Origin of the sequence: Sphingomonas vulcanisoli, assembly GCF_011761305.1 — a bacterium.
Lineage (GTDB): Bacteria > Pseudomonadota > Alphaproteobacteria > Sphingomonadales > Sphingomonadaceae > Sphingomonas_I > Sphingomonas_I vulcanisoli.
Genome location: NZ_JAAOZC010000002.1, coordinates 310,140 through 327,686, shown reverse-complemented (window position 1 = coordinate 327,686; position 17,547 = coordinate 310,140). Strand labels below are relative to the sequence as shown.

15 protein-coding genes are annotated in these 17,547 nt (G+C 67.4%); 9 read left to right on the top strand and 6 right to left on the bottom strand.

From position 1 onward, the window contains the following. Positions 1–9: 9 nt before the first annotated feature. From nikE to FHS31_RS05685, 4 genes are read right to left on the bottom strand one after another with little or no spacing between them, the layout of a single operon-like run. A complete protein-coding gene (gene nikE, locus FHS31_RS05700) occupies positions 10–1,716 on the bottom strand; it encodes a nickel ABC transporter ATP-binding protein NikE (protein ID WP_167072400.1) in 1,707 nt (568 codons plus the stop codon). Then, a complete protein-coding gene (locus FHS31_RS05695) occupies positions 1,713–2,495 on the bottom strand; it encodes an ABC transporter permease (protein WP_167072399.1) in 783 nt (260 codons plus the stop codon). The genes nikE and FHS31_RS05695 overlap by 4 nt, the downstream gene beginning before the upstream one ends. Beyond that, entirely contained in the window at positions 2,492–5,026 is a 2,535-nt protein-coding gene (locus tag FHS31_RS05690; RefSeq protein ID WP_167072398.1) for an ABC transporter substrate-binding protein, read from the bottom strand. The genes FHS31_RS05695 and FHS31_RS05690 overlap by 4 nt, the downstream gene beginning before the upstream one ends. Next, positions 5,004–6,179: a serine hydrolase domain-containing protein gene (locus FHS31_RS05685; protein ID WP_167072397.1), complete on the bottom strand. Its 1,176-nt coding sequence runs from the start codon at positions 6,177–6,179 to the stop codon at positions 5,004–5,006. The genes FHS31_RS05690 and FHS31_RS05685 overlap by 23 nt, the downstream gene beginning before the upstream one ends. A 276-nt stretch (positions 6,180–6,455) precedes the next feature. On the opposite strand from FHS31_RS05685, the gene panB reads away from it, so the two are divergent. Both panB and panC read left to right on the top strand, forming a co-directional pair. Continuing rightward, on the top strand, positions 6,456–7,286 hold the full coding sequence (panB, locus tag FHS31_RS05680) for a 3-methyl-2-oxobutanoate hydroxymethyltransferase (RefSeq protein ID WP_167072396.1): 831 nt from the start codon (positions 6,456–6,458) through the stop codon (positions 7,284–7,286). Next, positions 7,286–8,122 carry a pantoate--beta-alanine ligase gene (gene panC, locus FHS31_RS05675; RefSeq protein WP_167072395.1) on the top strand — a complete coding sequence of 279 codons (837 nt, stop codon included), beginning with the start codon at positions 7,286–7,288 and terminating at the stop codon, positions 8,120–8,122. Before panB ends, panC begins: the two co-directional genes overlap by 1 nt. 105 nt (positions 8,123–8,227) lie before the next feature. Here the strand turns inward: panC and panD are convergent, their stop codons facing one another. Next, positions 8,228–8,608, bottom strand: a complete 381-nt coding sequence (gene panD, locus FHS31_RS05670; protein ID WP_167072394.1) for an aspartate 1-decarboxylase — start codon at positions 8,606–8,608, stop codon at positions 8,228–8,230. Positions 8,609–8,738: 130 nt separating this feature from the next. Here panD and FHS31_RS05665 point away from each other — a divergent pair, with 130 nt between their 5' ends. The 5 genes from FHS31_RS05665 (at position 8,739) to FHS31_RS05645 (ending at position 14,914) form a co-directional block, all read left to right on the top strand. Beyond that, positions 8,739–9,968: a flavin monoamine oxidase family protein gene (locus FHS31_RS05665; RefSeq protein WP_167072393.1), complete on the top strand. Its 1,230-nt coding sequence runs from the start codon at positions 8,739–8,741 to the stop codon at positions 9,966–9,968. Between the two features lie 113 nt (positions 9,969–10,081). After that, positions 10,082–11,260: an HlyD family secretion protein gene (locus tag FHS31_RS05660; protein ID WP_167072392.1), complete on the top strand. Its 1,179-nt coding sequence runs from the start codon at positions 10,082–10,084 to the stop codon at positions 11,258–11,260. 110 nt (positions 11,261–11,370) lie between these two features. After that, positions 11,371–12,948: a DHA2 family efflux MFS transporter permease subunit gene (locus tag FHS31_RS05655; protein ID WP_243843285.1), complete on the top strand. Its 1,578-nt coding sequence runs from the start codon at positions 11,371–11,373 to the stop codon at positions 12,946–12,948. Then, entirely contained in the window at positions 12,945–14,474 is a 1,530-nt protein-coding gene (locus tag FHS31_RS05650; protein WP_167072390.1) for an efflux transporter outer membrane subunit, read from the top strand. The genes FHS31_RS05655 and FHS31_RS05650 overlap by 4 nt, the downstream gene beginning before the upstream one ends. Next, a complete protein-coding gene (locus FHS31_RS05645) occupies positions 14,471–14,914 on the top strand; it encodes a DoxX family protein (RefSeq protein WP_167072389.1) in 444 nt (147 codons plus the stop codon). Before FHS31_RS05650 ends, FHS31_RS05645 begins: the two co-directional genes overlap by 4 nt. A 78-nt stretch (positions 14,915–14,992) precedes the next feature. Here FHS31_RS05645 and dinB read toward each other — a convergent pair whose 3' ends face one another. After that, positions 14,993–16,072 carry a DNA polymerase IV gene (gene dinB, locus FHS31_RS05640; protein WP_167072388.1) on the bottom strand — a complete coding sequence of 360 codons (1,080 nt, stop codon included), beginning with the start codon at positions 16,070–16,072 and terminating at the stop codon, positions 14,993–14,995. Positions 16,073–16,201: 129 nt separating this feature from the next. Here dinB and FHS31_RS05635 point away from each other — a divergent pair, with 129 nt between their 5' ends. Continuing rightward, on the top strand, positions 16,202–17,314 hold the full coding sequence (locus FHS31_RS05635; RefSeq protein ID WP_167072387.1) for an S-(hydroxymethyl)glutathione dehydrogenase/class III alcohol dehydrogenase: 1,113 nt from the start codon (positions 16,202–16,204) through the stop codon (positions 17,312–17,314). Continuing rightward, positions 17,314–17,541 (top strand): hypothetical protein, encoded by a 228-nt coding sequence (locus FHS31_RS05630; RefSeq protein ID WP_167072386.1) that lies wholly within the window; start codon positions 17,314–17,316, stop codon positions 17,539–17,541. Before FHS31_RS05635 ends, FHS31_RS05630 begins: the two co-directional genes overlap by 1 nt. The last annotated feature ends 6 nt before the right edge of the window (positions 17,542–17,547 follow it).

The window sequence follows — 17,547 nt, the reverse complement described above, 5'->3', positions numbered from 1 at the left end:
CTCGTGAAGTTAAGAGGCGACAGCCCCCGGCACAAGATCGAAGGCCAGCGCCGGAGTCGCGGCGATCAGCGCGCGCAGACTGGGGTGCGTGGGGTCGACGAGCAACTGCGCGGTGGCACCCTGTTCGACGATCCGGCCCGCTTCCATCACGATCAACCGATCGGCGAAGCCGCGCATCATCACCAGATCGTGCGTGGCGATCAGGAAGGCGATGCCTTGTTCATCGGCCAGCCGCGCGATCAGCGCGAAGATTGCGGCGTGGCTGATCGGATCGAGCGCCGATGTCGCCTCATCGAGCACCACCAGCTTCGGCTCGATCACGATGGCGCGCGCGATGGCGACCCGCTGGCGCTCGCCGCCGGAAAGCTGGTGGGGAAGCCGATCGAGCAGGTGGGGCGCAAGCCCGACGCGGGCGACTGCGCGTTCGATGAGGCCGGGTTCGGCCTGATCGCGCAGGGCAAGCGGCTCGGCGATGATATCGCGCACCCGCCAGCGCGGATCGAAGCTCGCGCGCGGGTGCTGGAACACGCCCTGCACCTGGACGCGCAGGTCGCGGAGGCTGCGGCCCTTCGCGTGGGTCAGCGATCGGCCGCCGATCCGCACTTCGCCCGTGCGCGGGGTGGCGAGGCCGAGGATCAGGCGGAGCAGGCTGGTCTTGCCCGATCCGCTCGCGCCGATCAGCGCGACGATCGCGCCGCGCGGAATCGTGAAGCTCGCGTCCGAAACCGCCGGCCCCAATCCCGGATATGCGAAGCTGAGCCGATCGGCTTCGAGCAAAGTCTCCGGCACGGATCGCCCTTCAAAGTCCTTCCCTGCAAGGGGAGGTCGCAGCCCGCAGGGATGAAGGAGGGGTGTCGCCCCTTCGATAGGGCGATACCCCTCCGACGCGCTGCGCGCGCCACCTCCCCTCGCAGGGGAGGAACCGTCATCGCCATCAATGTGGCGTCCGATGTCGGCGGTGGCGGCGGCGATCAGCGTGCGGGCATATTCGCTCGCGGGATTGGCGAGCAATGCTGCGGTCGGCGCCTGCTCCACAATGCGGCCCTCCGCCATCACGGCGAGGCGATCGGCAACACCCGCGACCAGCGCGAGATCATGGCTGATCAGCACCAGCGCCATGCCCTCCTCGGCGACCAGACGGCGCAGCAAAGCGAGGATGTGCGCCTGCGTCACCGCATCCAGCGCGGTGGCGGGCTCGTCGGCGATCAGCAGCCGGGGTCGAGCGGCGATGGCGATGGCGATGGCGGCGCGCTGCCGCTGGCCACCCGAAAGTTGGTGCGGATAGCGGCCGGGCGGGGCTTCGTCGGGATCGAGGCCGCAGCGCGCCAGCGTCTCGGCGGCTTGGCCCAGCACGGCGCGGCGGCTGATGCGATGATGCGCGCGGATCGCTTCGGCGACCTGCGCGCCGATCGTCATCAGCGGATCGAGCGCGGCAGCGGGATCCTGGAAGATCAGGCCGATATCCGCGCCGCGCCGCGCATCGCGCTGCCGTTCCGAAAGCGTGTCGATCGGCACGCCATCGAAGGCGACAGTGCCGCTCACCACGGCATCGTCGGGCAACAGGCCGATCGCGGCGAGCGCCAGCGTCGATTTGCCCGATCCGCTCGCGCCGACGATGCCAAGGATCTCGCCGGGCAGGATCGCCAGCGTCACGTCGTCGAGCGCACGCCGCCCACTGTAATCGACGGAGAGGTTGCGGAGATCGAGGAGGCTCATCGTCGCTCCAGCCGATCGCGCAGTCCGTCGCCGAGCAAACTGAAGCCGAGCACCGCGATCAGGATCGCCAGCCCCGGCAGGATCGCAAGGCGCGGCGCGATGCCGAGCAAGGTCTGCCCCTCCTCCAGCATCCGGCCCCAGCTTGGGGCTGGCGGCTGCACGCCGAGGCCAACATAGGACAGCCCCGCCTCGGCGATCAGCGCGAGGCTGAGCTGGATCGTCGCCTGCACGGCGATTGTCCCGAGGATGTTGGGCAGGATATGCGCGGCGGAAATGGCAAGCGGGCCTCGTCCTGCCAGCCGCGCCGCTGCAATGAAGTCCCGCTGCCACAAGGATCGCGCCGCGCCGCGCGTCACCCGCGCGAACACTGGTACGTTGAACAGCCCGATCGCCAGCGCGGCATTGCCCGCACCGGGGCCGAGCGTCGCCGCGAGCAGCACGGCGATCAGCAAGGCCGGGAAGGCGAAGAGCATATCGGCGCTGCGCATCAGCAGCGCATCGGTCCATCCGCCCCGCGCCGCCGCCAGCAGCCCGATCGGAATGCCGATCAGCAACGCGCCGCCGATCGCCGCGATCGATACGCCGAGCGAAACCCGCGCGCCGGCCATCAGCATCGCTGCCACATCCCGCCCAAGTTGATCGGTGCCCAGCCAATGCGCCGCCGACGCGGGCGCCAGCCGCACGGCGACGTCGATCGCGGCAGGATCGTGCGGCGTCCAGACCAGCGACAGCAGCGCCACCGCGATCAACAGCCCGACGATCGCCGCGCCCGTCCTCATCGCGCATCCCTCAAACGCGGATCGCGCGCGGCCTGGGCGATATCGATCGCGAAGCTGGAGACCACCGTGATCGTCACGAACAGCATCGCCGCGCCCTGCACCATGATCAGATCGCGCTGCCCGATCGCCTGGATCGTCAGCCGGCCGAGCCCGGGCAGGAAGAAGATCGCCTCGATGATCGCCGCGCCCGCGACGAGGAACGGGATCTGCAGCCCGAGCACGGTCAGCACCGGCCCCAGCGCGTTGGGGAAAGCGTGCCGCCACAGCGCCGCATCGCGCGACAGGCCGCGTGCGCGGGCGGCGCGGAGATGCTCCTCACCGAGTTGATCGAGCAAGGCCGCGCGCATCACCCGCGCCAGGATCGCCGCCTGCGGCAGGCCCAGCGCCACGATCGGCAGCACCAGCGCTTTCAGTCCCGCGCCGATCCCCGCATCCCAGCCGGGAAAACCTCCCGCCGCAAAGCACCCCAGCCGCACCGCGAACAGCAGGATCAGCAGCAGCGCCAGCCAGAAGCTCGGCACCGCGATTCCGACTTTCGCCACCGCGCCGATCCCGCGATCCAGCCAGCTGCCGCGCTGCCGCGCCGCCAGCACGCCCGCGGGCACGCCGATCAGGATCGAGAGCAAGGTCGCCAGCAAGGCCAGCGGCAGCGACAGCGCCAGCCGCTCGGCGAGGATCGGCCCGACGGGCACGCGATAGGCATAGCTCGTCCCGAAATCGCCGCGCAGCATCCCGCCGAGCCAATGCCCGTAACGCGCCGTCGCGAAACCGCCGAGCCCGAGCTGATCGTGCAGCGCCGCCACCGCCGCGGGCGAAGCGTCCGGCCCCATCATCGCCAGCGCGGGATCGCCGGGCACGATCTGGAGCAGCGCGAAGATCAGGACGCTCGCGGCCAGTAAGGTCAGCAGCAGCACAGTGAGCCGACGCAGCACGAAGCGCCAGCCGAGCGCATAGATCAGCCAGCCCAGTCCTGCCGTCAGACAGGCGGCGAGGACGATGCCGGGCAGACGGGTGGCCGGCGAAAGGGCGCGATCCCCCTCACCAGCCCCGCCCGCAAGCTCGGCTTGGGCAAGATCGATCGCCTGATTGGGCGTGTTGATCCAGGCGCCGTGCAGCCGCGCATCCTCCACCCCCAGCCGCGGCATCTGGAAAAGAAAGCCGTTCGCCGCATCCTCGGCCAGCACGCGCTGCACCTGCTGCAAGAGCGCATGGCGTTGCGCGGGATCGGTGGTGTGCTTGAGGCTCGCGAGCAGGGTATCGAACCGCGCGCTCCTGTAGCCGAAATAATAGTCTGGCCGCCTATAAATGTCGTAATCGAACGGCTCGGCATGGTTGACGATCGTCAGATCGAAATCGTGGCGCTTGAGCACCTGATCGAGCCACCGCGCCCAATCGAGCGTGCGGATCGTGACGTTTATCCCGATCGCCCCCAACTCCGCCGCGACGATCTCGCCGCTGCGCCGCGCATAGGCGGAGGGCGGCAGGTCGAGCGTGAAGGCCAGATCGTGGGCGTGCCCGGCCTGCGCGAGCAGCGCGCGCGCTGCGGCGGGATCGTGCGGGGAAAGCGCGGTGAGATCGAGGTAATCGGGGCTCTGCGGCGGAAAGTGGCTGCCGATCGGCGTACCATAGCCGTACATCGCACCAGCGATGATCGCGCGCCGGTCCAGCGCCATGGCGATCGCGCGGCGGACGCGGATGTCGGCGAGCGCGGGGCGGCGCTGGTTGAAAGCGAGGATGACCTCGCTCTCGGACGGGGCGGATATGATACGAAGGCTTGGGTCCGCGCGGAGCTGGCCGAGCGTCTCGGGCGCGGGATAATCGAGGAACAGATCGATATCGTGCGCGCGCATCGCGGCGAAGGCGGCGTTGGGATCGGCGATGAAGCGGAAGCTCACCGCAGAGACATATGCGGGCGCACCCCAATAGGCCGGATTGCGGACGAGCGTGACGCTGCTGCCGCGCCTCCAGCCGGCGAAGCGGAACGGGCCGGTGCCGACCGGCCACGTCGCCAGATCATGCGCCTGGGGCGGCACGATCACCGCGTCGCCATAGCTCAGCAGGCGCAGGAAATCGGCGTCGGGCGTCTTGAGCGTGACGCGAACGTCCAGCGGCCCAAGCGCCTCTACCCCGGCGATGTTGGCGAGCGCATCGCGCTGCGCGTTGGTCGATCCGGGCGCGATGGCGCGCAGGAGACTGAACACCACCGCGTGCGCGTCGAACGGCTCGCCATCATGAAAGCGCACGCCCGGGCGCAGGCGGAAATCGTAGCGCAGGCCGTCCACTGATACCGTCCAGCCCGTCGCCAGCAAGGGATGGACGCCGCCGTCCGCCGCCAGCGTTGTCAGCCCTTCGAAGATGCTGTGATAGGTCACCTCGTCGATCGCGATCGCGGCGCCGGCGGTGGGATCGAGGATCAGCGGCTCCAGCGGGATCGCCACGCGCAGCGTCGCCGCAGGCGCGGCGCAAGCGATCAGCACCGCCAAGCCCGCAAGGGCCAAGCGGATCAGGTCACGGATGACGCGCCTCGCCATCGATCGCCGCCTCGATCGCCTTCACCAGCCGGGCATGGTCCGCGGCATGCGCGCCATCATAGGCGACCGGCCACGCCGCCAGCACCGCCACCACCAGATGCCGCCTGGGATCGATGTGCAGCATCTGGCCGAAGATGCCGATGCCGTTGAACGTGCCGTCCCCGCCGATCCACCAGAAATAGCCATAGCCGCCGGGTGGCCGGCCGTTATCGATCTGCTTGGCGGTCGCGGCCGCCAGCCAGCCGGGCGCGAGTATCTCCCGGCCCTCGATCTTGCCGCCCTCCAGAATAAACTGCCCGAAGCGCGCATAATCGCGCAGCCGTGCCGAGAGGCAGCAGCCTCCGGGCGACATCTTCTGATCGTTGACCATCCACAGCGCGGGCGCCTCCATCCCATAAGGGCCCCAGATCTTCTCGGAGAGATAGGTGGCCAGCGGCTTATGCGTCGCACGGATCAGCAGCACGCCGGCGAGATCGGTCTCCCCTGTCTTATAGACCCATTTGGTCCCTGCGGGCGCCTCGCGCGGCAGCTTGCGCATATAGCTGACGATCGGATCGAAACCGGGATCGGCGGGCGTGCCGTACATCCGCGCGACATCGGACTTGGGGTTGGTATAATCCTCGTCCCACTTCACACCCGAGCTCATCGTCAGCAATTGGCGGATCGAGACATCGTCGTAAGCGCTGCCCTTCATCTCGGGCAGGTAAGCGGTCACCTTGTCGTCGAGGCTGTGGATGTAGCCGTCCCTGATCGCCGCACCGTAGAGCGTGGAGGTGACCGATTTGGCGATCGAGAAACTCGGCCAATGGCCCGTCGCCGACAGATCGGGGCCGTAGCGTTCGATCCGCACCCGGCCATCCTGCAGCACCAGTAGCCCCTCGGCATGGTCCGCCGCGAGGAAGGCATCGAGCGTCTCGGGATGGCCGTCCTTGCCGAGGGTCACGGCCAGCGGCTTGCCCTTGGGCAGCGGATGGACGGCGCCACCGGCAGGCACGATCTGGTGCGGGAAGATGCGATCGATATGCGGGAAGCGGGCGGCGCGCTCCGCCTGCGTCCAGGTGAGCACGGCGGCGGGCTTGATCGGCTCTTTGGCCGATGCGGCGCCGGTCAACGCCAGGGCCGCGATCAGCCCGATCCAGACGGTCCGCTTCATCCCTGCCTCCTGCCCTCAGACGCCCGCGTCTTTCGGCTATGGCAGCGCGCGGTGCAAGGTTGCGGACGGAGGGCTGAGGTTGCGCACCATTCAAAATCCTCCCCTGGAAGGGGAGGTGGCGCGCGAAGCGCGTCGGAGGGGTGTCCCGCTATCGAGAGGGCGACACCCCTCCGTCATCGCTGACGCGATGCCACCTCCCCTTGCAGGGGAGGATTGACCATCGCCATGACTATCGATCCGTCCTAGGTGGCGGCGTCCCAATCCCGGAGCCCTTCTATGCCCATCACGCCCGCCGATCTCCTGCGCATGAAGCAGAAGGGCGAGCGCATTCCGATGGTGACCGCTTATGATTACAGCGCCGCGCGGATCGCGGCGCGCGCGGGCATCCCGCTGCTGCTGGTCGGCGATTCGCTGGGCATGGTGATGCACGGCCACGGCACGACACTGCCCGTGACGCTCGACGACATGGTCCGCCATGCCGCCGCGGTGACGCGGGGCAGCGGCGATGCGATGGTGGTCGGCGATCTGCCCTTCCTCACTTATGCCAATGAGGCCGATGCCGTCACGGCATCGCGGCGGATGCTGGCCGAGGGCAGCGTCCATTGCGTCAAGCTGGAGGGCGGCGCGGCGATCGCGCCGATCGTCCGGCGGCTGACGGAGCTTGGCGTGCCGGTGATGGGCCACCTTGGCTTCACCCCGCAATCCCAGCACCAGATCGGCCTGCGCGTCCAGGCCAAGCAGGCGGCGGCGGCGAAGCAGTTGCTGGAGGATGCGCTGCTGCTCGAAGCCTCGGGCGTCTGCGCGATCGTGCTGGAGCTGGTGCCCGCCGCCCTCGCCAAGGCGGTGTCCGAACGGCTGGCGGTGCCGACGATCGGCATCGGCGCGGGCGCGGGCTGCGATGGGCAGGTGCAGGTGTGGCACGATCTGCTCGGGCTGACCGAGGGCAAAGTGCCGCGCCATGCGGGCCGCTATGCCGAGCTGGGCGAGGTCATCGCCGCTGCGCTCGGCCGCTATGCCGAGGATGTCCGCGCAGGCGTTTTCCCCAAGCCTGAGCAGGATGCGGCGATCGATCCGCAGGAGCTTCAGCGCGCGCTGGGCGAGGGCTGATGGAGGTCGTCAAGACCGTCGCCGCGGTGCGCGCCGCGCGCGGGCGGTTCCCGATGCTCGGGCTGGTGCCGACGATGGGCTTTCTGCACGCGGGCCACATCAGCCTGGTCGAACGCGCCAAGGCCGAATGCGGCGCGGTGGCGGTGAGCATCTTCGTCAACCCCACCCAATTCGCCGCCCATGAGGACCTCGGCCGCTACCCGCGAGATCTGCCGCGCGATCTGGCGCTGCTGGAGGCGGCGGGCGCGGACCTCGTGTTCACGCCGGGGCCGGCGGACATGTATCCGGACGGTTTCCAGACCCGGATCGAGCTGGGGCCGGTGACGGAGCCGCTGGAAGGCGCGGTGCGGCCCGGCCATTTCGCGGGCGTAGCGACGGTGGTCGCCAAATTGTTCAACATCGTCCAGCCGACCCGCGCCTATTTCGGACAGAAGGATGCGCAGCAGTGCGTCGTCGTGCGCCGCATGGTCCGCGATCTCGATATGCCGGTGGAGGTGGTCGTCGCGCCAACGGTGCGCGAGGCGGATGGCCTCGCCATGTCGAGCCGCAATGCCTACCTCAATGCCGAGGAGCGCGCCGAGGCGCCCTTGCTCTATCGCGCGCTTTCCTACGGCGAGGCGCTGTTCGCCGAGGGGGAACGCGATGCCGGGATGCTGCGCGCCGCAATCCGCGAGAGGGTCGAAATCAACCCGCGCTTCACGATCGATTATGTCAGCGTCGCCGATGCCGAGACACTGGAGGAATTGGAGCGGGTGGACCGCGATGCGGTGATCTCGCTTGCGGCGCGGCTGGGCACGACGCGGCTGATCGATAATGTCGTAGTGCGCGCGGGCTAAAAAAACGCCGTTCGTCCCGAGCGAAGTCGAGGGACATGCCGCAAGCGCCTCGCCAACGTGTCTCGACTTCGCTCGACACCAACGGAAGGAGGAGATGCTAGGATCTCAGCTAAAAATCGTGTCCACCCTCATCGACGGCTTCTCGGTCAGCGTCCGCACGAAACCATTCGCGCCATCCACCAGAATCGCCGTCGGCTGGATCGGTTTGTCGGTCAGTTCGAAGCCCATAACGATGATCTGCTCGCCCGCGCCGATCAGGTGCGCCGCGGCGCCGTTGACGCACATCGCGCCCGATCCGCGCGGCCCGGCGATCGTATAGGTTTCCAGCCGCGCACCGCTGGTGTTGGAGACGACCAGCACCTTCTCGCCGGGCCACATCCCGCAGGTGTCGAGCAGATCCTCGTCGATCGTGATCGAACCGACATAGGCGAGGTTCGCCTCGGTGACGGTCGCATTGTGGATCTTGGACCGCATGACCCACCGCATGATGAACTGGCTCCTCGGGATCGGGACGGCGCCGCTACCATGTCCTGCGGCTGGCCGGAAGATGCTTTGTAGTAAGCTGGTTACCCATCCGTAGCCGGAACATCTCCGGCCTGTCCGGCTTCTCCGCCTAATGGATAGCGAAGTGGATGTGGCGATCGTCGGCGCGGGCGCGGCGGGGATCGGGGCCGCGCGGCGGCTGGCGGATCAGGGGCGTAGCGTGCTGCTGATCGACGCGCTGCCCCGGCTCGGCGGGCGGGCGTGGACGGTCGATCTGGAGGGCATGCCGTGCGACATGGGCTGCGGCTGGCTGCACAGCGCCGAGCGCAATCCCTGGGTGATGGTAGCCGAGGGCTTAGGCGGAGCGATCGATCGTTCGCCCTCGGCCTGGCGCGCGCAATATCGCAACCTCGGCTTTTCGGCGGGCGAGCAACAGGCCGCGCAGGCCGCGTTCGAGGCTTTCTCTGAAGGCCTGCGCATTGATCCGCCGACCAGCGACCGCGCGAGCGACGCGCTGGACGCCGGCGATCCGTGGCGCGGCTATATCGAGGCGCTGTCGAGCTACATCAACGGCGCGCAGCTCGATGAACTCTCGATCGCCGATTATCTCGCCTATGATGATGCCGCGAGCGAGCGCAACTGGCGCTTGCCACAGGGCTATGGCGCACTGATCGCCGGACAGGCCGCCCGCCTGCCGCAGGCGCTCGGCACCTGCGTCACAGCGATCGCGCATGATGGCCGGGGCGTACGACTGACGACCGACCGCGGCGATATCCGCGCCCGGGCCGCGATCGTCACCGCATCCAGCGATGTGTTGGCGAGCGGCGCGATCCGGCTGCCGGGCGTCTTCGATCCCGCGCTGCACGCCGCCGCGCACCTGCCGCTCGGCCTTGCCGATAAATTGTTCCTGGCGCTTCCCGATCCGGAAGCAATTTCGCCCGAACAGCATCTGCTCGGCAATCCACACCGCGCCGCGACCGGCAGCTATTATCTCCGCCCGTTCGGCCGGCCGATGATCGAGCTGTTTCTCGGCGGCGGCGCCGCGCGGATGCTGGAGGCGGAGGGTGAAGGCGCCGCGCTGCGCTTCGCCCGCGAAGAACTGGGCGCGCTGTTCGGCAGCGATTTCGCGCGCGGGTTGCGGCCGCTCGCCGCATCGGCCTGGGCGAAAGTGCCGAGCATCCGCGGATCGTACAGCCACGCGCTGCCCGGCCATGCCGACGCGCGGGCAATACTAAACGCGCCGGTCGACGATCGCATCCTGCTCTCCGGCGAGGCTTGTTCGGCACAGGATTTCTCGACCGCGCACGGCGCTTACGCCACCGGAATCGCCGCGGCAGAGCGGATTTCCGCCCTTTTAAAATGATTTTTTGAGACGTGGAACTTTATCGGACTTCGTCACTTTCGCATCCGATGCCGTTCTCCGGGGGCCAGCCAAAAGACGATGCCGCGCGGGCCGTTTCGGTTCGGGCCTGAGGCATGGCGGAAGACGACAATCGCTCCGACGAGAGCGAAAAGGACGGCAAGAAGCCCGGCGACGATGCCGACGACCCTTCCAAGGCCGGGAATGGCGACAAGGACTCCGAAGGCAAAGACAGCGAGGATGAGGAGGAAGACTCCGGCCCGCCGTTCTACAAGAAACCGATCTTCTGGTTCATCGCCATTCCGGTGCTGGTGGTCATCATCATCGCCGGCATCCTGTGGTGGCTGCACGCCCGGCGCTTCGAATCGACCGATGACGCTTTTATCGATGCCCACATCGTCCGCATCGCCGCCCAGACCAACGGGCGGCTGACCCGCGTCCCCGATTCCGACAATCGCCACGTCCACAAGGGCCAGCTGCTCGCCGTGATCGAGCCCGGCGCGCCCGATGCCAGCCGCGCCGAGGCGGTGGCGGGCGTCGCGCAGGCGGACGCTCAGATCAAGCAGGCCGAGGCGCAGGTGATTTCCAACCAGGCCGCCGTGCGGCAGGCGGAGGCGAACGCGATCGGCCCGCAGGCCGATGCCGCCCGCGCGGCGCGCGATTATGCGCGCTATCTCGCGCTCAAGCGGCTCGATCCGCTCGCCGCCGCGCCCACCCAGATCGATCAGGCCCGCGCCAATGCCGAAAGCACCGCCGGGCAGGCCGCCGCCGCGCGCAAGCAGATCGCGCAGGCGCGGGCCAACGTGCTGGCCGCGCGCAAGCAGGTGGAGGCGGCACGCGCGCAGCGATCGGCCTCGGTCGCGCGCGTGCAACAGGCCGATGTCACGGTCGGCTACCTCCGCATCCTCGCGCCGATCGATGGCCAGGTCGTCAACCGCAGCGTCGATGTCGGCAGCTATGTCGCGCCCGGCCAGCAATTGATGGCGGTGGTGCCCGATGAAATGTGGGTCACCGCTAATTTCAAGGAGACCCAGCTCGCGCTGATGCGCCGCGGCCAGCATGTCGATATCCGCATCGATGCCTATCCGGGCGTCACATTCGCGGGCCATGTCGATTCGGTGCAGCGCGGCGCGGGCCAGGCCTTTCAATTGCTGCCCGCGCAGAATGCCACCGGCAATTATGTGAAGGTGGTGCAGCGCGTGCCGGTGCGCATCCTGTTCGATGGCGCCGAATGGCGGCGTTACGCGATCGGGCCGGGCATGTCCGTAGTCCCGCGCGTCACGGTGCGGCCGTGAGCCATTCCCCGCCCCCGTTTGTGTCGAGCGAAGTCGAGACACGTTGGCTCAGCGCCCGCGCCACGTCCCTCGACTTCGCCCGGGACCAACGGACCTAGGGGCGGTTGGCCATGGCGGCCGCCCAAGGCTGGACCAATGAGCGATCGGCGGCGGGCAAGCATAATCCCTGGCTGATCGTCGCGATCATCAGCATGGCGACCTTCATGGAGGTGCTCGATACCTCGATCGCCAATGTCTCGCTCGCCCATATCGCGGGCGGTCTTTCGTCGAGCCAGGACGAGGCGGCGTGGGTGCTGACCTCCTATCTCGTCTCGAACGCGATCGTCATTCCGATCTCGGGCTGGCTGTCCGAGGTGATCGGGCGCAAGCGTTATTATATGATCTCCGTGGCTTTGTTCACGGTCTCGTCGCTGTGCTGCGGCCTCGCGCCGAGCCTGCCGCTGCTGATCCTGGCACGCATCTTCCAGGGCATCGGCGGGGGCGGCCTCGCGCCTTCGGAGCAATCGATCCTGGCCGATACCTTCCCGCCCGAAAAGCGCGGGCAGGCGTTTGCGGCCTACGGTATCGTCGTCGTCGTTGGGCCGGTGCTTGGGCCGACACTGGGCGGGCTGATCACCGACAATATCAGCTGGCACTGGATCTTCCTGATCAACGTGCCGGTGGGCATCGCCTCGCTGTTCCTGGTCCACCATTTCCTCTGCGAGCCCAAGATCTTCGCCAAGGAGCGGCGCGCGAAACTGAAGGGCGGGCTCAGGGTCGATTATATCGGCTTCGCGCTGGTGGCGCTCGGGCTCGGCTGTCTCGAGCTGATGCTCGACCGGGGCGAGCGGGACGGCTGGTTCTCCTCGCCCTTCATCGTCGCCAACGGCATCATCTCGATCGTCTCGCTGATCGGTCTCGCCTTCTGGGAATGGAACCACAAGGAGCCGATCGTCGACATCCGTATGCTCGGCAACCGCAACTTCGCGATCACCATGCTGTTCATGCTGACCACCGGATTCGTGCTGTTCGGTACGACGACGTTGATCCCGCAGATGCTGCAGCAGGTATTCGATTATACCGCCACCGATGCGGGCCTGGCGCTCACCGTCGGCGGCCTCGCCACGCTGATCGCCATGCCGCTCGTCGGTATGGTTGCGGGAAAGGTGGATACCAGACTGCTGCTGATCCCCGCGCTGCTGATCCAGGCGGTCGCGCTTTATTATATGACCGGCTGGAGCACGGCCCTGAGCTATGGCGATGCGTCGTTCGGGCGGCTGATTTCGGCGGCGGGGCTGCCCTTCCTGTTCATCCCGATCTCGATCGCTGCTTATGTCGGCCTGCCGCCCAACAAGACCGGCGAGGCATCGGCCTTGCTCAATGTCGCGCGCAATCTCGGCGGCAGCATCGGCATCAGCCTTGCGCAATCGTCGCTGATCGAGCGCGGCCAGATCCATCAGAGCCGGATCACCGAGACGCTGAACCCGCTCAATCCCAACTATGTGCAGGGACTCGATCAGTTGAGCCAGACGATCGGCGGCCCCAACAGCGCCGATGCGGCGTTGGGCACGCTCTACCAGCAGGTCGGCCAGCAATCGCAGATGCTGGCCTATATCGATGTCTATAAGGCGATCATGATCTTCGTGCTGTGTATCGTCCCGCTCGGGCTGTTCCTGCGCCAAGGGACGAGCAAGGGGCATGGCGCATGAGAAGGATAATCGCCCTTTTGGGCCTCGGTCTGCTGGCGGGCTGCACCGTCGGCCCCAACTATCGCGCGCCCGAGGTCCAGGCGCCGCCCGCGTTCGGCGAGGCCCCGTCCGAACTGGCCGCGCAGCCCCAGCCCTCTCTCAAGGGCTGGTGGGAGGGCTATCGCGATCCCGAGCTCGATCGGCTGATCGCGATCGCGCTGCAGGAGGCGCCGGACGTGAAGATCGCCGCCGCGCGCGTCGCCGAGGCGCGCGCGCAGGTGCGGGAGGCGCGCGCCGGCTTCTTCCCTACGGTCGATGGCACCGCGGGCTTCAATTACGAGAAGTTCAGCAAGAATGCGGGCATTGCTTCGCTCGGCTCGCTGTTCGGCGGCGGTGGTGGCTCGGGTAGAGGTTCAACCTCGGGCGGCGGCGTCACGATCCCCGGCGGCGGCATCAAGACCTATTCGGTCGGCTTCGATGCGAGCTGGGAGCCTGATTTGTTCGGTGGCGCCCGCCGTCAGGTGGAAAGCGCCCGCGCGCAGGAGCAGGCGGCGGAATTTAGCGCGCGCGACGCCCAGCTCTCGCTGATCGCCGAGATCGCCGACGATTATCTCCAGCTCCGCACGCTGCAGGACCGCGAACGCATCGCCCGCGCCGAGGTCGATCGCCAGACGCGCACCCTTCAGATCATGAGCAACACCGCCAAGGCGGGGCTTCTGCCGCAGGGGGATTACGTCCGTCAGCGCGCGCAATTGGCCAGCGCGCAGGCGGCGGTCGGGCCGATCGTGGCCGAGGGCAAGGCGCAGATGCATGGGCTGGCCACGCTGATCGGCCGCACGCCCGATTCGCTGATCGAGGAACTCACCGTGCCGCGCCCGGTGCTGGCCGCGCCGCCGCTGGTGCCGCCCGGCCTGCCCGCCGATCTGCTCCGCCGCCGCCCGGATGTCCGCGCCGCCGAGCGTAAGCTGGCGGCGGCCACGGCCGATATCGGTGTCGCGGTCGCCGATCTGTTTCCCAAGATCCAGCTCACCGCGATGCCCTCGCTGCTCTCGACCGCGCTCGGCAATTTGTTCACCAGCGATAGCCTGCAGGTCACCGCCGCCGCGCAGGCCAGCTTCCCGATCCTCGATTTCGGCCGCCGCACCGCGCAGGTCTCGCTTAAGCGCGCGCAGGCGGACGAGGCCTATCGCACTTATCAAAAGGCCGTGCTGGGCGCGCTCAAGGATGTCGAAGATGCGCTGATCCGCATCCGCACCGAACAGCAGCGCAACGATGCGCTCAAGGCCGGGCTGGCCGATGCGCAGCGTTCCGCGCAGGCGGTCGAGGCGCGCTATACCACGGGATTGGTTGACTTCGGCGAGGTGTTGAACGCACGTCAGGCGGTGCTGCAGGATCAGGATCAATTGGCGCAGAGCGACGGCATGATCCGCCGCGATCTCACCTCGCTCTACAAGGCTTTGGGCGGCGGCTGGGAGGATCTGCCGCTGGCCGACGCGACGCCACGCGAGACCGCGAAGGACTATACCGTTCCGAAGAAACCCAAGTGATCGCCCGCGAACGCTGGCGGCTGGCGCTGCGTGTTTTGCTGGCGGTGATCTATTTCGCGGCGGGCGTGCTCCACGTCGCGCATCCGCAGCCGTTCGTGAACATCGTACCCCATTGGGTGCCGATGCCCTATCAGGTCGTGATCGCCACCGGCATCTGCGAGATCTTGGGCGCGATCGGCCTGCTGATTCCCCGATCGCTGATCCCGTGGATGCAGCGCTTCGCCGGCATCATGCTCGCGCTGTACGCGGTCTGCGTCTTCCCCGCGAACGTGAACCACGCGATCCATGATCTCACGGTGGGCGGGCCGGGTGCGCTGGGGTGGGCCTATCATGGGCCGCGGCTGCCGTTTCAGCTGGTGATCATCTGGTGGTGCCTGTTCGCCGGCGGGGCGGTGGATTGGCCGTTCAAAGCATCACCGCCCCCCAACCGTTCGCCCTGAGCTTGTCGAAGGGCTGTTCTTCTTCGCGACGTCCCGAAAGAAGGACGGTGCTTCGACAAGCTCAGCAAGAACGGAAAGTTAGAGATCGAGGCCGAGCTGGCTCACCGCCACCTCTTCCTCCTCCCGTGCGAGCGACGACAGCGTCAGCCCCAGCAACCGCACGCCCAGCGGCACCGGGCAAAGCCCCGCGAGCAACGTCCGCCCCGCCTCCCCGATCAGCACGCGCTCGCAGATCGGGGCAGCAAAGCTCTTCGCCCGCGTAATCTGGCGGAAGTCCGAATATTTCACCTTGAGCGTCACCGTCCTGCCGCTCGATTCGGATCGCTCGATCCGCTCCATCAGCGCATCGAGCACGCGCTCCAGCGCCTCGGCCAGCGCGGCGGGTTCGCTGATATCCTCGAAGAAGGTGCGTTCGGCGCCGACCGATTTGCGGATGCGGTTGGCGCGCACCGGGCGGTCATCGATCCCCCGCGCCGCGCCGTGAAGATAGGCGGCAAAGCTGCCGAAATGCGCTTCGAGAAAGGCGAGGCTCTGCGCGGCAAGATCGGCGCCGGTTTCGATCCCCAGCGCCGCCATCCGCTCCGCCGTGCGCGGGCCGACGCCGTGGAAGCGCTTCACCGGCAGCGACGCGACGAAGCGGGCGCCCGCGCCCGGAGGGATCACGCAGATGCCGTCGGGCTTGTTCTGGTCCGAAGCGAGCTTGGCGATGAACTTGTTGTAGGAGACGCCCGCCGAGGCGGTGAGCCCGGTCTCCGCCCTGATCCGCGCACGGATTTGCTGCGCAACATCGCGCGCCGATTCGACGCCGGTCACGTCGAGATAGGCCTCGTCCAGCGACAGCGGCTCGATCGCCTCGGTATAGTCGGCGAAGATTCCACGGATCTGGCGCGAGACCTCCGCATAGACATCGAAGCGCGGCTTGACGAAAATCAGCTCCGGGCAGCGCCGCCGCGCGGTGACCGAGGCCATCGCCGATCGCACGCCGAACGTGCGCGCCTCATAGCTCGCCGCCGCGACCACGCCGCGCTCGCGCGTCCCGCCCACCGCCAGCGGCTTGCCCCGAAGCTCCGGCCGATCGCGCTGCTCGACCGATGCGTAAAAGGCATCCATGTCGATATGAATGATCTTGCGCGGGTTGGTCGCTGTGGGATCAGCCATCGCTTACCCGTTCGTCCCGAGCGCAGTCGAGGGACGTGCCAAGAACGGCGCGGTCGAACGTGTCTCGACTTCGCTCGACACAAACGGTGACGGGGGGATAGGGACAGCCCAATTGTTCCGGAGACCAGCATGAAAACCCGCGCCGCCGTCGCCTTCGAAGCCAAACGCCCGCTGGAAATCGTCGAGCTCGATCTCGAGGGCCCGAAGGCCGGCGAGGTGCTGGTGGAGATCATGGCGACGGGGATTTGCCACACCGATGCCTATACGCTGGATGGGCTCGACAGCGAAGGCCTGTTCCCGAGCGTACTCGGCCATGAAGGCGCGGGCATCGTGCGCGAGGTCGGCACGGGCGTCACGAGCGTCGTCCCCGGCGATCATGTCATTCCGCTGTACACGCCGGAGTGCCGCCAGTGTAAATCCTGCCTGTCGGGCAAGACCAACCTGTGCACCGCGATCCGCGCGACGCAGGGCAAGGGGCTGATGCCCGACGGCACGACCCGCTTCAGCCACAAGGGTCAGCCGATCTTCCATTATATGGGCTGTTCGACCTTCTCGAACTTCACCGTGCTGCCCGAGATCGCGGTGGCGAAAATCCGCACCGACGCGCCGTTCAAGACGAGCTGCTATATCGGCTGCGGCGTGACGACCGGCGTCGGCGCGGTGGTCAATACCGCCAGGGTGCAGGTCGGCGACAACATCGTCGTGTTCGGCCTGGGCGGCATCGGCCTCAACGTGCTGCAGGGCGCCAGACTGGCGGGCGCTGGCCGGATCATCGGCGTCGACATCAATCCCGACCGCGAGGAATGGGGCCGCCGCTTCGGCATGACCGACTTCCTCAATTCGAAAGGCCTGAGCCGCGAGGAGACGATCGCCAGGCTGCTCGAACTCACCGACGGCGGCGCCGATTATACGTTCGACTGCACGGGCAATACGGAAGTGATGCGCACCGCGCTCGAGGCCTGTCACCGCGGCTGGGGCACGTCGATCATCATCGGCGTCGCCGAAGCGGGCAGGGAGATCGCCACGCGGCCCTTCCAGCTCGTCACCGGGCGCAACTGGCGCGGCACCGCGTTCGGCGGCGCCAAGGGCCGCACCGATGTCCCCAAGATCGTCGACTGGTATATGACCGGCCAGATCGAGATCGATCCGATGATCACCCACGTCCTCACCCTGGACGAGATCAACAAGGGCTTCGAGCTCATGCACTCCGGCGAAAGCATCCGCTCGGTGGTGGTCTACTGATGGCCCACTTCAAACTGGTTCCTGGGCAAGTCGGCTCTGGATGGATCGGCGTCTATGTGGCTGTGGATACTTACTATAATTTCGAGGGCACAGGCACGAACATCTGCCTCACAGCAGAATCCGTCAACGCCACCGAAGTAGCTTCTTATATCGATGAACTCATTGATGAGCTTCAGGATTTGAAGAAAGTCGCAGAACGCAAATTCGCAGGCTGGAAGGATCGCTAAGTTAGT

Excerpts from the sequence above, each read along its gene's own strand:
- FHS31_RS05660 (WP_167072392.1), top strand. The coding sequence starts at position 10,082 with ATGGCGGAAGACGACAATCGCTCCGACGAGAGCGAAAAGGACGGCAAG.
- FHS31_RS05690 (WP_167072398.1), bottom strand. The coding sequence starts at position 5,026 with ATGGCGAGGCGCGTCATCCGTGACCTGATCCGCTTGGCCCTTGCGGGC.
- FHS31_RS05695 (WP_167072399.1), bottom strand. The coding sequence starts at position 2,495 with ATGAGGACGGGCGCGGCGATCGTCGGGCTGTTGATCGCGGTGGCGCTG.
- dinB (WP_167072388.1), bottom strand. The coding sequence starts at position 16,072 with ATGGCTGATCCCACAGCGACCAACCCGCGCAAGATCATTCATATCGAC.
- FHS31_RS05665 (WP_167072393.1), top strand. The coding sequence starts at position 8,739 with ATGGATAGCGAAGTGGATGTGGCGATCGTCGGCGCGGGCGCGGCGGGG.
- nikE (WP_167072400.1), bottom strand. The coding sequence starts at position 1,716 with ATGAGCCTCCTCGATCTCCGCAACCTCTCCGTCGATTACAGTGGGCGG.
- FHS31_RS05655 (WP_243843285.1), top strand. The coding sequence starts at position 11,371 with ATGGCGGCCGCCCAAGGCTGGACCAATGAGCGATCGGCGGCGGGCAAG.
- panD (WP_167072394.1), bottom strand. The coding sequence starts at position 8,608 with ATGCGGTGGGTCATGCGGTCCAAGATCCACAATGCGACCGTCACCGAG.
- FHS31_RS05635 (WP_167072387.1), top strand. The coding sequence starts at position 16,202 with ATGAAAACCCGCGCCGCCGTCGCCTTCGAAGCCAAACGCCCGCTGGAA.
- FHS31_RS05630 (WP_167072386.1), top strand. The coding sequence starts at position 17,314 with ATGGCCCACTTCAAACTGGTTCCTGGGCAAGTCGGCTCTGGATGGATC.
- FHS31_RS05650 (WP_167072390.1), top strand. The coding sequence starts at position 12,945 with ATGAGAAGGATAATCGCCCTTTTGGGCCTCGGTCTGCTGGCGGGCTGC.
- panB (WP_167072396.1), top strand. The coding sequence starts at position 6,456 with ATGCCCATCACGCCCGCCGATCTCCTGCGCATGAAGCAGAAGGGCGAG.
- FHS31_RS05685 (WP_167072397.1), bottom strand. The coding sequence starts at position 6,179 with ATGAAGCGGACCGTCTGGATCGGGCTGATCGCGGCCCTGGCGTTGACC.
- panC (WP_167072395.1), top strand. The coding sequence starts at position 7,286 with ATGGAGGTCGTCAAGACCGTCGCCGCGGTGCGCGCCGCGCGCGGGCGG.